Genomic DNA, 13,172 nt, shown 5'->3' with positions numbered 1-13,172 from the left:
CCTTCGACCGCTTCTTCGAGAAGACCGTGTCGAACATGCAGGAGGTGGCCGCCCGCGGCGGCAAGATCATCTTCATCACCGACGAGAAGGGCGCTACCGCCTCGAAGCTTGAGACCATGGCAACCATCGTGCTGCCCGTCGTCGCCGAGATCATTTCGCCGATGGTGTATTCCATCCCGATCCAGCTTCTTGCATATCACACGGCTGTCTTTATGGGCACAGACGTCGACCAGCCGCGTAACCTCGCCAAGTCCGTCACGGTCGAGTGATCCCGGAGTGGGGCAGTCCGCTGCCCCAATTCTAGCTCTTGCGCCCTAGGTGTCAGTCCGGCATTGTCCGCAGCGTTACGGCACTGCACAATGACGGTGGGCATGACCGAAGGTTCAGACAGAATTTCGATGGCGACGCGGCTCAGGAACAACTTCCTGACCGGCCTGATCATCTGTGCGCCGATGGCGATCACCATCTATCTGACCTGGACTTTTATCCGCTGGGCAGACAGCTGGGTGAAGCCCTATCTGCCGGATCGCTACAATCCCGAAGCCTATCTGACGTTTGCCGTTCCAGGCACCGGCCTTCTGATCGCTATCCTGTTCATCACGCTTGTCGGGTTTCTCGGCCGTAACTTGATCGGGCGCTCAATCGTCTCCTACAGCGAGAACATCCTGAACCGGATGCCGCTGGTGCGCACGGTCTACAAGAGCACCAAGCAGATTTTCGAGACGGTGCTGAAGGAGCAGGGCAATTCCTTCAAGAAGGTCGGCCTGATCGAGTTCCCGCGCGCCGGAACCTGGGCGCTGGTCTTCATTTCGTCGGATGCCAAGGGCGAAATCGCCGCGAGGCTGAACCAGGATGGCGAGGAAATGGTCGCCGTTTTCCTGGCGCCGACGCCTGTGCCGACCGCCGGCTTCCTGATGTTCGTGCCGCGCAGCAAGCTGATGCTGCTCGACATGAGCCCGGAAGAGGGTGTGAAACTCCTGATCTCTGCCGGTCTGGTGACGCCTGAATACAAGCCGACGGTAGCGGACGCCATGGCGGCGTTTCAGGACCTTGCGGCGGACGACCCGGTCGAGCCACCCAAGCGTGCCGGCCGTTCCTGAGCCAACCGGATCTCACCCCGCATGCAGGAAGCGGATCGCTTCGTCGCGGCGATGTAGGTAGAGCAGCGTCCTGACAGCTTCTCCGCGCTCCGAAGTGAGTTCCGGGTCTCGATCCAGCAGATAGGCCGCATCTTTGCGGGCGATCTCCAGCAGATCTCCGTGGTGCTCGAGGCTGGCTATCTTGAAGCCTGGCGTGCCCGATTGCCGGGTGCCGAGCAATTCGCCTTCACCGCGCAGCTTCAGATCCTCCTCGGCGATCAGGAAGCCGTCCTCCGAATCGCGCAGGATCGACAGCCGTGCCTTTCCGGTTTCGCCGAGTGGCCCCTTGTAGAGCAGGATGCAGCTCGACGCCTCATCGCCGCGGCCCACGCGACCGCGCAGCTGATGCAGCTGGGCAAGGCCAAAGCGCTCGGCATGTTCGATGACCATGATCGTCGCATCGGGCACATCGACACCGACCTCGACCACTGTGGTGGCCACCAGCAGCCGCGTCTCGCCGTTCTTGAAGGCGAGCATCGCGGCATCCTTCTCCGGCCCCGCCATGCGTCCATGCACGAGGCCGATCGGCGCCTTGATGAACTGCGCCAGCACCGACTGCCGCTCCTCGGCCGACATCAGCTCGCTTTCTTCCGTTTCCTCGACCAGCGGGCAGATCCAATATGCCTTCTTGCCCTCCGCAATGGCCGAGCGGAGCCGTTCGATGACGTCAGGCACGCGCTCTATCGGGACGGTGACCGTCTGGATCGGCTTGCGGCCTGCGGGCTTCTCGGTGAGCTTGGAGACGTCCATGTCGCCGAAGGCGGCCAGCACCAGCGTGCGCGGGATCGGCGTTGCCGTCATTACCAGCATATGTGGCGAGATGCCCTTGGAGGTCAGCCGCAGGCGTTGGTGCACGCCAAAGCGATGCTGTTCGTCGACCACTGCCAGTGTCAGGTTCTTGTAGCTGACGGCATCCTGGAAGAGCGCGTGTGTGCCGATGACGATTTGTGCTTCGCCGGATGCGATGCGCTCCAGGATTGCTTCGCGCTCCTTGCCTTTGGTCCGGCCGGTCAGCACTTCAATCCGGAGGCCTGCTGGCGCGCCGAGCTTGGCAAGGGTCGCATGATGCTGCCGCGCCAGGATTTCCGTCGGCGCCATCAGAACGGCCTGCCCGCCCGCCTCGACGGCGGCTGCCATGGCAAACAGCGCCACCAGCGTCTTGCCAGCACCGACGTCGCCCTGGACGAGCCGCAGCATGCGCTGGTCCGTCGCCATGTCCTTCAGGATGTCGTCGATCGCAGCCACCTGGCTGTTGGTCGGTGTGAAGGGGAGGGTGGCGCGGATCTTTCCGCTGATCTCACCCGTCGGCTTGACCGGCACGCCCGGCACCCTACGGAGCTTCTGCCGCACCAAGGCGAGCGACACCTGACCGGCGAGAAACTCGTCATAGGCGAGCCTGCGTCTCGCTGGCGCTTGCGGGTCGATGTCCTTCTCGTCGCGCGGATTGTGAAGCGCCACCAGGCTCTCGCGCACGCTGGCGAAGCCTTGTTTCGTGGCGAGCGGTGCATCCGCCCATTCCGGCATTTCAGGCATGCGCTCGACCGCTGCTTCCACGGCCTTGCGCAGCACCTTGGGTCCGAGCCCCGCCGTCAGCGGATAAAGCGGCTCGACCAGCGGCAGGCTCTCGGCCTCGCTCGCCTTCATCATCAGGTCCGGATGGACCATCGAGGCGCGGCCGTTGAACCAGTCGACTTTCCCTGAGACCATGACGATCTCGTCAACGGGCAGTGCCTTTTCCAGCCAGTTGCCCTTGACCCGGAAGAAGGTGAGCGCCAGTTCCCCCGTCTCGTCATGCAGCATCACGCGGTAGGGCAGGTTGCTCTTGCCCTTCGGGGGCGGCAGATGTCGGTCGACACGGCCGGTGATCGTTACCAGCGAGCCCTGTTGGGCATAGGCGATGCCCGGCTGGTGGCGCCGGTCGATCAGCCGGTGTGGCGCGAGGAAGAGCAGGTCGACGACGCGCGCATCCTCGGCATCCTCGCGCCCGAGCAGTGTGGCGAGAAGCTGGGCAAGTTTGGGACCGACTCCGCTGAGCGAAGCCACGGAGGCAAAGAGGGGATCGAGAAGATGGGGACGCATGATGGGGGCAAAATGCCTCGCAAAATGCCGGTTTGGCAAGCTGACATTTGCCGGTCGCTGCTCTATAGAGGCCGAAGAATTGGAAGGATGCCAAGATGACTGGACTGGTGAAAAGCAGTGCCGACCTCGATCCGCGCCGTCGGCGCATCCTGTTCCGCTGCTGGCATCGCGGCATCCGGGAGATGGACCTGATGCTCGGCCAGTTCTGCGAGGCCCATATCAGCGAGCTCTCTGATGAGGAGCTCGACGAGCTAGAACGCATCATGGTGGAAGAGGACAACGATCTCGTCCGCTACATTACCGGCGCCGATCCCGTGCCGGCCCATCTCCAGACACCACTCTTCGAACGCATAGCCGCCCTGCGCCCGGATTTCTCACCGGTGACCGGCGAAGAAACCGCTGCAAAGTAACTGATATGTCCCTGATCGATGTGAAGCGGATTGTCGGCGCACAATCCGCGCTGACGCTTTCTCATGTACCCGACGGCATGGATGCCTTCATCCTCGCCGAACTGGCGCGTCAGGGGAAACCTGTCGCCTATGTGGTATCCGACGGGCAGCGGCTGCAGAACCTCGAGCAGACACTGAGCTTCGCAGCGCCGGACATTCCGGTCTTAAGCCTGCCGGCCTGGGACTGTCTGCCTTACGACCGCGTCTCACCGTCCGCTGATGTTTCGGCCCGGCGATTGGCGGCACTGTCGGGTTTGATTGCGCTCTATCTCAATCCGCATCCGGCAATCGTGCTGGTGACGGTCAATGCCATGCTGCAGAAGGTGGCACCGGCTGATGTCATCGACAGCCTCGGTTTTTCGGCGAAGCCCGGCAACCAGGTGCGTATGGACGACATTGCCGCGCGTCTGGAACGCAACGGTTTCGACCGCGTCGCGACGGTGCGCGAGGTTGGCGAATTCGCCGTGCGCGGCGGCATTCTCGATGTCTTCGTGCCTGGTGCGGAAGAGCCTGTTCGTCTCGATTTCTTCGGCGACACACTCGAAAGCATCCGCTCCTTCGATCCGGCAAGCCAGCGGACGATCGCACAGGTCCGTTCGCTTGATCTCAATCCGATGAGCGAGGTGACGCTGACGCCGGAAAGCATCAGCCGGTTTCGCAAGAACTATCTCTCTCTCTTTGGAGCCGCCACCCGCGATGACGCGCTCTATGCCGCAGTCTCGGAGGGGCGCCGGTATGCCGGCATGGAGCATTGGCTCCCGATGTTCTACGACAAGCTGGAAACCACCTTCGATTATTTGCGTGGCTTCCGTATGGTCACTGACCATACCGTGCGTGAGGCAGCCGAAGAACGCGCCAAGCTGATCCGAGACTATTACGAGGCACGCCTCAACTCGGCAACGCCCGGCAAGGGCCATCTCGCCCAGGGCACGCCCTACAAGCCGGTTCCACCGGAGCGGCTCTATCTCGGCGCTGGCGAATTCGGCAAGGCGCTCGACGCATTCGATCCGATCCGCATCACGCCGTTTGCCGAAGCCAGTGGCGAGAGCCGCAAGGTGATCGAGGTCGAGGCCCGACCGACACCGCGCTGGGCGAAGTCTGCCAATGAGGCGAGCAGCGAAGAAGGCAATCGTGCCAATGTCTTCGGCCAGGCCGTCACCTATATCGCCGACAAGCGCGCTGCCGGCTCCAAAGTCGTGGTGTCCGGCTGGTCGGAAGGTTCGCTCGATCGCCTGCTGCAGGTGCTCAACGAACACGGCCTGGAGCGGCTGGTACCGGTCGCAGCACTTAAAGATGTCGACAAGCTGAAGAAAGGCGAGGCGGGTACCGCCGTTCTCAGCCTCGAAGGTGGCTTCGAGACAGACGATCTCGTCATCATCGGCGAACAGGACATTCTCGGCGACCGCATGGTCCGCCGCTCCAAGCGCCGCAAGCGGGCCGCCGATTTCATCTCGGAAGTAGCCGGTATCGACGAAGGCTCGATCGTCGTGCATGCCGAACACGGCATCGGCCGGTTCGTCGGTCTGCGCACCATTGAGGCAGCGGGTGCCCCGCATGCCTGCCTTGAACTGCGTTATGCCGACGACGCCAAGCTCTTCCTGCCGGTCGAAAACATCGATCTTCTCTCGCGCTATGGCGGCGAGGCGACCGAGGTGCAGCTCGACAAGCTGGGCGGCGGCGCCTGGCAGATGCGCAAGGCCAAGCTCAAGAAGCGCCTACTCGACATGGCGGGTGCCCTGATCCGCATCGCCGCCGAACGCATGACCCGCTCTGCACCGGTCCTGACGACTCAGGAAGGCCTCTACGACGAATTCGCTGCCCGTTTCCCCTATGACGAAACGGAAGACCAGGAAACGGCCATCGAATCCGTCCGCTCTGACCTTGGCGCTGGCCGCCCCATGGACCGGCTCGTCTGCGGCGACGTCGGGTTCGGCAAGACGGAAGTGGCGCTTCGTGCTGCCTTCATCGCCGCGATGAACGGTATCCAGGTCGCCGTTGTCGTGCCGACCACACTGCTGGCCCGCCAGCATTTCAAGACCTTCTCCGAACGCTTCCGGGGGCTGCCGATCCGCGTCCAGCAGGCCTCGCGCCTTGTCGGCACGAAGGAGCTTAACCTCGTCAAGAAGGAAGTCGCAGACGGCAAGACCGACATCGTCGTTGGCACGCATGCGCTGCTCGGCACCGGCGTTAGCTTCGCCAATCTCGGCCTGCTGATCATCGACGAGGAGCAGCATTTCGGCGTCAAGCACAAGGAACGGCTGAAGGAGCTGAAGTCGGACGTTCACGTCCTGACGCTGTCGGCGACCCCGATCCCGCGTACCCTGCAGCTTGCCATGACCGGCGTGCGCGAACTCTCGCTGATCACCACGCCGCCGGTGGACCGTATGGCGGTCCGCACCTTCATCTCGCCTTTCGATCCGCTCGTCATTCGCGAGACGCTGATGCGCGAGCATTATCGCGGCGGCCAGAGTTTTTATGTCTGCCCGCGTCTCGCCGATCTCGCGGATGTGAAAAGCTTCCTCGACGAGAACGTGCCGGAGCTGAAGGTGGCGATCGCCCATGGCCAGATGGCTGCCGGCGAGCTCGAAGACATCATGAACGCCTTCTACGAGGGCCGCTATGACGTGCTGCTCTCGACGACCATCGTCGAATCGGGCCTCGATGTGCCCACGGCAAACACGCTGATCGTCCACCGCGCCGACATGTTCGGTCTGGCCCAGCTCTACCAGATCCGTGGCCGTGTGGGTCGCTCCAAGGTCCGCGCCTTCGCGCTCCTGACGCTCCCGGTCAACAAGGTGCTGACGGCGGGTGCCGAACGGCGCCTGAAGGTCCTGCAGTCGCTCGACACGCTCGGCGCCGGCTTCCAGCTTGCCAGCCACGACCTCGATATCCGTGGCGCCGGCAATCTGCTCGGCGAGGAACAGTCCGGCCATATCAAGGAAGTCGGCTTTGAGCTCTACCAGCAGATGCTGGAAGAGGCGGTCGCCGAGGTGAAGGGTGTCGATGAAGTGGTCGATACCGGCTGGTCGCCGCAGATCCAGGTCGGCACCTCGGTCATGATCCCGGAAAACTACGTGCCGGATCTGCATCTGCGCATGGCACTCTATCGCCGCCTCGGCGAGCTCGACGACCTCAGAGAGATCGACGGATTCGGCGCCGAATTGATCGACCGCTTCGGTCCCATGCCGATCGAGGTCCAGCACCTGTTGAAAGTCGTCTACATCAAGGCGCTGTGCCGTACGGCCAATGTCGAGAAGCTGGAAGCCGGCCCCAAGGGCGTCGTCGTCCAGTTCCGCGGCAAGCAGTTCCCGAACCCGGCAGCGCTCGTTGGTTATATCGCGAAGCAGGGCAGCATGGCCAAGATCAGGGCAGACCACTCGGTGTTCCTCACCCGCGACCTCCCGACGCCGGAAAAGCGGCTTTCGGGGGCCGCGGTGGTGATGACGCAGTTGGCGGAGTTGGCGAAGTCGGGTTGAGCAGATGGAAGGGGCCGTTGAGGCCCCACCTCGTTCAAGTGTCGGATTGGTCCGGCTTGATCGCCAGTGCCGCATCCGTCTTGCCGGCCACCGGTGGCGGAAGCGGCGTGTCGCGTTTGCGCTCGCGGATCAGCGTCAGGAGCCCTGACCCTACGATCAGCACGATGCCGATGCCCATCGGCCAGTCGACCTTGTCGCCGAAGACGAGATAGCCCAGCAGGATGGCCCAGAGCATCTGGCTGTACTGGATCGGCCCGACGATCGGGGCAGGGGCATAAAACGACGCCAGCATCATGAAGATATTGCCGACGGCGGCGAGCAGGCCGAAGGCGGCAAGCAGCATCAGGTCATAACGGTCGGGTGCCTGGAAGTCCGGTAGAGAGAAGGCCGCACAGATGATCACGCTGCCGAGCAGGCCCGCGCCGTAAAGCGAGATATTCTTCTCCTGCGGGCCCATGGCGCGGAAGATGATGATCGTGACGGCGCCGGCAAAGCCCGAAATCAGCGCTGCCAGATGTCCGATTTCCAACTCACGAAAGCCCGGCCGCAAGACCACCAGCACGCCGAGAAAGCCGATCAACACAGCAGCCCAGCGCTTCATGCCGACCTCTTCCTTGAGGAAGATCACCGACATGATCGTCGCAAAGCTGGGCAGCAGGAAGATGAGGCAGAAAGCTTCCGCCATCGAGAGCTGGGTAAAGGCAATGATGCTGCCGACGGTGCCCACGGCAGAACAGACGAAACGCAGGCCCCAGAGCGGCCAGTTCGTGCTGCGCACCAGATCCGTATAGCGGTCGCCGCGCTTCATCAGGAAGGGAATTGCCAGGAAGCCGAACAGGCTGCCGATGAAACCTGCCTCGAAGGCGGGCACGCGCCCTTCGACGAGCTTCACAGCGGCGTCACTGAAGGAATAAGCGGCAAAGCAGATGAAGGCGAAGATGACGCCTTTGAAGGTCGTGTCGGCGGACAAGGTGATGATCCCGGGGAGGAGGTTACCTCACCGGGATACGAGTGTTCGTTACAACCGTCAATTCAGATTGCGCAGCGCCTCGGCCTTCGCCTTGGCGATTTCGCGCAAGGCATTGGCGAGTTCCGCCGGCTGCTGGGCGCCGCTGACCGCGTATTGCTGGTCGAAGATGAAGAAGGGAACGCCGTTCACGCCCATTTGCTTGGCGGCTTCCACCTCTGAGAGCACATGGTTGACGTCAGCATCGCCTGACAGCAGCGATTCGATAACAGGACGCGACAGTCCGGCCTCGGTCGCGATGTCGCGCAGTACGGCGGTGTCGCCGATATTGCGGCCCTGTTCGAAATTCGCCTTGAACAGGAGATCGACCACGTGGGTCTGCGTTTCCCGGCTTTCCTGGCCGGCCCAATGGATCAGCCGATGCGCATCGAGCGTGTTCGGGCCAACTTTGATGGCTTCGAAATCAAAGGCAATGCCGACCTCGGCGCCCAGCGACTTCAGATGCGCATGCGCTTGGTCCATCTTGTCCTTGCCGCCCAGCTTCTTCGCCAGTTCCACCTGCTGGTCGACACCTTCAGGCGGATAGTCGGGATTGAGCTGATAGGGGCGCCAGTTGATGTCGACGCTGACTTCGTCCTGCACTTCGGCGATCGCGAGTTCGAGCCGCGCCTTGCCGAGATAACACCAGGGGCAGACCACGTCGGATACGAGGTCGATGGTGATGCGGTCCATGAGGGTGTCCTTTCCTGGCAGAGGTATGCCTGTCACTTAAAGCAAAGCGGGCCGGAGACAAGCTCCGGCCCTGAAACACAGCGTCAATCGCTTACTGTTACTGGACGCGTGCGTCGAACCAGGTCGAGCGCTGGTAGCCATAGAGCGGGGCTGCGTCCGGCCGTCCGATATGCTTCCAGCGGGCCACCCATTGCTCGCCGATATGATAGAGCGGCACGAGATAGTGCCCGGCAACGAGGAGCCGGTCATAGGCCCGCACGGCCGCCTGGAAATCGGCCGGGTCGCGTGCCTGCAGGAGCGCCTCGATCATGCGGTCGATGTCTTGATCGGCAACGCCGGCGTAATTGAAGCTACCCTGGGCGTCCTTCGCTTCGGATGCCCAGCGATTGACCTGCTCGGCGCCGGGCGAGAGCGACGACGTGTAGGACTTGATGATCATGTCGTAGTCAAAGCTGTTGGAGCGCGCCTGATACTGCGCGTCGTCAACGGTGCGGATGGCCATGTCGATGCCGATCAGCTTCAGCGTCCGCTGAAAGGCGATGGCCATCTTCTCCTGACCTTCGTTCTGGGTCATCACCTCGAAGGCGAAGGGCTTGCCGGCGGCATCGATCATCTTGCCGCCCTGGATCTTGTAACCGGCCTCCTGGAAGAGCCTGACGGCCATGCCGAGCGCCTTGCGGTCACCGCCGGACCCATCTGTCGCCGACTGCGTGTAGGTGCCGGCGAGAATTTCCGGTGAGAGTTTCTCCTTCGCAGGCCCCAGCAGCGCCAGTTCTCTCTCGTCGGCGGCATTGCCGAAGGCGCCAAGCGCGGAATTCTGCCAGTAGCTTTGGGTGCGGGTGAAGGCGTTGCCGAAGAGCGTCTTGTTCATCGCTTCGAAGTCAAAGGCGGTGCTGATTGCCTCGCGGACCTTGACGTCCGAAAAGATCGTGCGTCGCGTATTGAAGACGAAGCCCAGCATGCCGGAGGGAAGCCCCGGCTTGAAGGCTTCCTTCACGACATCGCCATTCTCTGCGGCCGGGAAATTGTAGGCCCTCTGCCAATGGTTGGAATCGCCATCCGGATAGATGTCGATCTCGCCCTTCTTGAAGGCCTCGAACAGTGTCGCTTCCTGCAAGAAATAGGTGACGCTGATCTCGTCGTAATTGTCGATGCCAACCTTTGAAGGAAGGTCCTTGCCCCAATAGTCGGGATCACGCGCCCATGTGACCTTCTCGCCGGGCTTCAGCTCCTTGATCCTGTAGGGGCCCGAACCGACCGGGATGGCGAGCCCGCCCTGATCGAAGGTTTCAGGATCAACCGCGTGTTTCGGCAGAATCGGTGTCGAATTGGCGAAGATCAGCGGTGTCTCGCGATTGGCCTTTTCGTTGAAGGTGAACTTGATGCCGTGCTCACCAACCTTCTCCATGCTGGCAACCGCGTTGAGACGGCCGTTAAAGGGCGGGCGTCCCTTGTCGCGTAACAGCTCGAAGGTGAAGATCACATCTTCGGGAGTGACCGGTTTGCCATCATGCCAGCGCGCTTCCGGATTGAGATTGAACTGCACATAGGTCCGGTCCGCATCCCATTCGACGGTTTCGGCCAGCAGGCCGTAGAGGGTGAAGGGCTCGTCGGCTGACCGGGTCATCAGCGGCTCGTAGAGCAGATTGCCGAATTCCGGATCCCAGACGCCGCGCGCCGTCGTGCGCATGCCCTTGAGGACAAAAGGGTTTAAAGCATCGTAGGTGCCCACCACGCCGTAATTGACCTTGCCGCCCTTCTTCACATCAGGATTTACATAGAGAAAATGCGTGTAGTCGGCGGCAAGCGCAGGCTCTCCATGCATGGCGATGCCGTGCATGGGTTGTGCCGTGGTGGCAGACGCGAAGGGTAGCAGAAGCAGAGTAAACAAGAGACGGCGCAAGGCGACGATCCTCCTTGGATTAGATTCTCGAATGTGCCGGGACGCTAGCACACTCACCATAAAACCAACACAAGCAGGTGAGATTGAGGAGATGTGAGTCGATCCGGAGTCAAAGAAACGCTGGATATTCTGGCCGCCGCAATGTAACAGGTGAGCCAGATCGCAGGGTCATGTATTTGCCTCATTTGAACCACAGGTGGGCAGGCAAGACCGGTGAATGACGCGGCACACAAGTCCGCGCGACAGGGGTTTTCAGGAGACGGAATACGTATGATGTTCAAACTTAGCAACGCAACGCGGACGGCTGTGTCTGCAATCGCTCTGTCCTTCGCGGCAAGCGCCATGCCGGTCGTCGCACAGGCACAGGAAGCTGCCGCTCCCTCCGAGCCGCGGTGGTTCAAAACCTGCGCCAAGCAGGAAGAATCCGACGTCTGCGTGGTCCAGAACCAGCTCGTCGCCGCAAACGGCCAGCTGATCACCGCCGTTGGCCTGATCACGGTCGAAGGCAAGGTCAACCGCAAGCTGCTGCAGGTCACGGTACCCTCGGCCCGTCTCATCCCGCCGGGCGTGATGATGCAGATCGATGGCGCCAAGGGCACCAAGCTCGACTACGCCGTCTGCCTGCCGGACCGCTGCACCGCGGAAATCCCGCTGACGGACGCGATCATCGACAGCTTGAAGAAGGGTGGCGAGGTCGTCTTCACCTCGATCAACTTCCGCCGCGCACCGAACCCGATCAAGATCCCGCTGAGCGGATTCACCGGCGCGTTCGACGGCGAAGCGATGTCGCAATCGCAGGCCGAAGAGCGTCAGCGTCTGCTGCAGGAAGCCATGCAGAAGAAGCAGGAAGAGCGCAACAAGGCAATCACCGACGCCCAGAACGCTGCCAAGCAGGGCAACTGATCCGCCACAATCGGTTAGAAATACAGGAAGCCCGCGTCAGTCGACGCGGGCTTTTTGCATTCTGTTGTTGGATGGATATCAGTGAGCGAAGTTCATCTTCGGCTTGTAGCGGCCCGTCTGCTGGGGTTCGAAGATCTGCTGGATCTGCGGATTTCGCAGAGGCTCCTGGCTCTGATCCTGTTCAAGGTTCTGCTCGGAAACATAGGCCACATATTCCGTCTCGGAGTTCTCCGCGAGCAGATGATAGAAGGGCTGGTCCTTGTGCGGCCGTACTTCGGCGGGGATGGCGTTCCACCATTCCTCGGAATTGGCAAACTCCGGATCAACATCGAAGATCACGCCGCGGAACGGAAAGAACTTGTGCCGTACGACGTCCCCGATACCAAATTTAGCGCTTCGTTGTTTCATGGTTTGACTTCCTTTCCCTGTCATATTTGGGAAGAAAGCCCGCCAAAATCAAGGGATGGTGTGTAACGGCGTGGCCGGATGCCACAGCTAGGCCGTTTTTCGACGAGGTGCGGTTGCAAGGATCAGCCCGCCGGTGACCAGGACGATGCCGATGGCATGGTAGTGCTCGAAGCGTTCACCGAGGAAGACGACCGCCATCAGGATGGACATCGGCGGCATGAGGTAAAGGGTCATTCCGGCTATCCCGGGCCCGAAGACCTGGACGGCATGCTGGAAGCAGTAGAAGGCCGCCAGCGAGGCAAAGAGGATGATCCCAGCGAGCTTGGCGAACTCCATCCAGGTGTCGGGCAGGGGCGCCCCCGAGGTCATTTCGATCAGTCCCGGCGGGATCAGGACAATCGCGCCCGACAAAGCCAAAAGGGCGAACAGAGGCAGCGGCGGCATGGCGCGCACGGAAGGGCGCCTGAGCAAGAGGGAATAGGCGGCAAAGGCGATGGCAGCCACGAGGATGGCGAGATCACCGATGTTGAAGGTGAGTTCAAAGAGCGCCTCCGGCTGGCCCTTCAGGACGATCGCGATGACACCGCCAAAGGCGATGAGCATGCCGAGAAGTTCGCGACCGGTGATCGCGCGCTTCTGAAACAGCCACTGGAACAGGATGATGAAGAGCGACGAGGTCGTATAGATCAACGTCGCGTTCGAGGCGGTGGTGAGGGTCAGCGCCCAGTAGACGACCCCGCCGCAAATGCCCATGCCGAGAATGCCAAGCGTGAGCCAGAGGGCGGTGTGTTGCCGGACGAAGGCAAGGCAGGCCCGTCGCTCGTGCCAGATGAAGGGTGACATCAGGATTGCAGCTCCGACCCACCGCAATAGTGCCGTGGTGAAAGGCCCGACCTCACCTGATATGCCGCGACCGAAGATCAGGTTCGAAGAAAAGAACAGGGGCGCGAGCAGGAACAGCAGCCAGTCGTAGAGGCGCGGATCGGTGGTCTGGTGGGGAGCGGGCATCGGGATCGCTGTCGGCGGAGGGAAAGGACTGTCCAACTGCTAGCGCGCCGCTGTCCTCGGAGAAAGCGACATTTCCTCGAAATGGTACCCAGACAAACGAAAAACGCC

11 protein-coding genes are annotated in these 13,172 nt (G+C 61.7%); 5 read left to right on the top strand and 6 right to left on the bottom strand.

The window, feature by feature from the left end; all coding sequences use genetic code 11:
- A partial coding sequence (locus BW978_RS22515; RefSeq protein ID WP_139330640.1) for an SIS domain-containing protein occupies positions 1-269 on the top strand: 269 nt, incomplete at its 5' end.
- Between the two features lie 102 nt (positions 270-371).
- Positions 372-1,100 carry a DUF502 domain-containing protein gene (locus tag BW978_RS22510; protein WP_083697684.1) on the top strand — a complete coding sequence of 243 codons (729 nt, stop codon included), beginning with the start codon at positions 372-374 and terminating at the stop codon, positions 1,098-1,100.
- Positions 1,101-1,112: 12 nt separating this feature from the next.
- On the opposite strand, the gene recG is transcribed toward BW978_RS22510, so the two are convergent.
- Positions 1,113-3,218, bottom strand: a complete 2,106-nt coding sequence (recG, locus tag BW978_RS22505) for an ATP-dependent DNA helicase RecG (protein ID WP_076398397.1) — start codon at positions 3,216-3,218, stop codon at positions 1,113-1,115.
- Between the two features lie 95 nt (positions 3,219-3,313).
- On the opposite strand from recG, the gene BW978_RS22500 reads away from it, so the two are divergent.
- The gene (locus BW978_RS22500) at positions 3,314-3,628 is read left to right on the top strand and encodes an FAD assembly factor SdhE (RefSeq protein WP_054149205.1); all 315 of its coding nucleotides are present in this window, start codon (positions 3,314-3,316) and stop codon (positions 3,626-3,628) included.
- 5 nt (positions 3,629-3,633) lie between these two features.
- Entirely contained in the window at positions 3,634-7,143 is a 3,510-nt protein-coding gene (mfd, locus tag BW978_RS22495; RefSeq protein WP_076398394.1) for a transcription-repair coupling factor, read from the top strand.
- A gap of 34 nt (positions 7,144-7,177) precedes the next feature.
- Here mfd and BW978_RS22490 read toward each other — a convergent pair whose 3' ends face one another.
- The 3 genes from BW978_RS22490 to BW978_RS22480 form a co-directional block, all read right to left on the bottom strand.
- Complete coding sequence (locus BW978_RS22490; RefSeq protein WP_076398391.1) at positions 7,178-8,113, bottom strand: DMT family transporter; 936 nt, start codon at positions 8,111-8,113, stop codon at positions 7,178-7,180.
- Between the two features lie 57 nt (positions 8,114-8,170).
- Entirely contained in the window at positions 8,171-8,842 is a 672-nt protein-coding gene (locus BW978_RS22485) for a DsbA family oxidoreductase (protein WP_076398389.1), read from the bottom strand.
- A 97-nt stretch (positions 8,843-8,939) separates the two neighbouring features.
- Positions 8,940-10,745: an extracellular solute-binding protein gene (locus BW978_RS22480; protein WP_076398386.1), complete on the bottom strand. Its 1,806-nt coding sequence runs from the start codon at positions 10,743-10,745 to the stop codon at positions 8,940-8,942.
- A gap of 270 nt (positions 10,746-11,015) precedes the next feature.
- Between BW978_RS22480 and BW978_RS22475 the strand changes: the two genes are divergently transcribed.
- Entirely contained in the window at positions 11,016-11,648 is a 633-nt protein-coding gene (locus BW978_RS22475; RefSeq protein WP_054149211.1) for an invasion associated locus B family protein, read from the top strand.
- A 78-nt stretch (positions 11,649-11,726) separates the two neighbouring features.
- Here the strand turns inward: BW978_RS22475 and hspQ are convergent, their stop codons facing one another.
- Both hspQ and BW978_RS22465 read right to left on the bottom strand, forming a co-directional pair.
- Entirely contained in the window at positions 11,727-12,056 is a 330-nt protein-coding gene (gene hspQ / locus BW978_RS22470) for a heat shock protein HspQ (protein ID WP_076398383.1), read from the bottom strand.
- 87 nt (positions 12,057-12,143) lie between these two features.
- Positions 12,144-13,064 (bottom strand): DMT family transporter, encoded by a 921-nt coding sequence (locus tag BW978_RS22465; protein WP_076398380.1) that lies wholly within the window; start codon positions 13,062-13,064, stop codon positions 12,144-12,146.
- Positions 13,065-13,172: the final 108 nt, after the last annotated feature.

This window comes from Rhizobium sp. RU33A, from assembly GCF_900156055.1.
Taxonomy (GTDB): domain Bacteria; phylum Pseudomonadota; class Alphaproteobacteria; order Rhizobiales; family Rhizobiaceae; genus Allorhizobium.
The sequence above is the reverse complement of the archived record's forward strand: the minus strand, read 5'-3'. Positions and strand labels throughout refer to the sequence as shown.

Excerpts from the sequence above, each read along its gene's own strand:
- BW978_RS22510 (WP_083697684.1), top strand. The coding sequence starts at position 372 with ATGACCGAAGGTTCAGACAGAATTTCGATGGCGACGCGGCTCAGGAAC.
- recG (WP_076398397.1), bottom strand. The coding sequence starts at position 3,218 with ATGCGTCCCCATCTTCTCGATCCCCTCTTTGCCTCCGTGGCTTCGCTC.
- BW978_RS22500 (WP_054149205.1), top strand. The coding sequence starts at position 3,314 with ATGACTGGACTGGTGAAAAGCAGTGCCGACCTCGATCCGCGCCGTCGG.
- mfd (WP_076398394.1), top strand. The coding sequence starts at position 3,634 with ATGTCCCTGATCGATGTGAAGCGGATTGTCGGCGCACAATCCGCGCTG.
- BW978_RS22485 (WP_076398389.1), bottom strand. The coding sequence starts at position 8,842 with ATGGACCGCATCACCATCGACCTCGTATCCGACGTGGTCTGCCCCTGG.
- BW978_RS22475 (WP_054149211.1), top strand. The coding sequence starts at position 11,016 with ATGATGTTCAAACTTAGCAACGCAACGCGGACGGCTGTGTCTGCAATC.
- hspQ (WP_076398383.1), bottom strand. The coding sequence starts at position 12,056 with ATGAAACAACGAAGCGCTAAATTTGGTATCGGGGACGTCGTACGGCAC.
- BW978_RS22465 (WP_076398380.1), bottom strand. The coding sequence starts at position 13,064 with ATGCCCGCTCCCCACCAGACCACCGATCCGCGCCTCTACGACTGGCTG.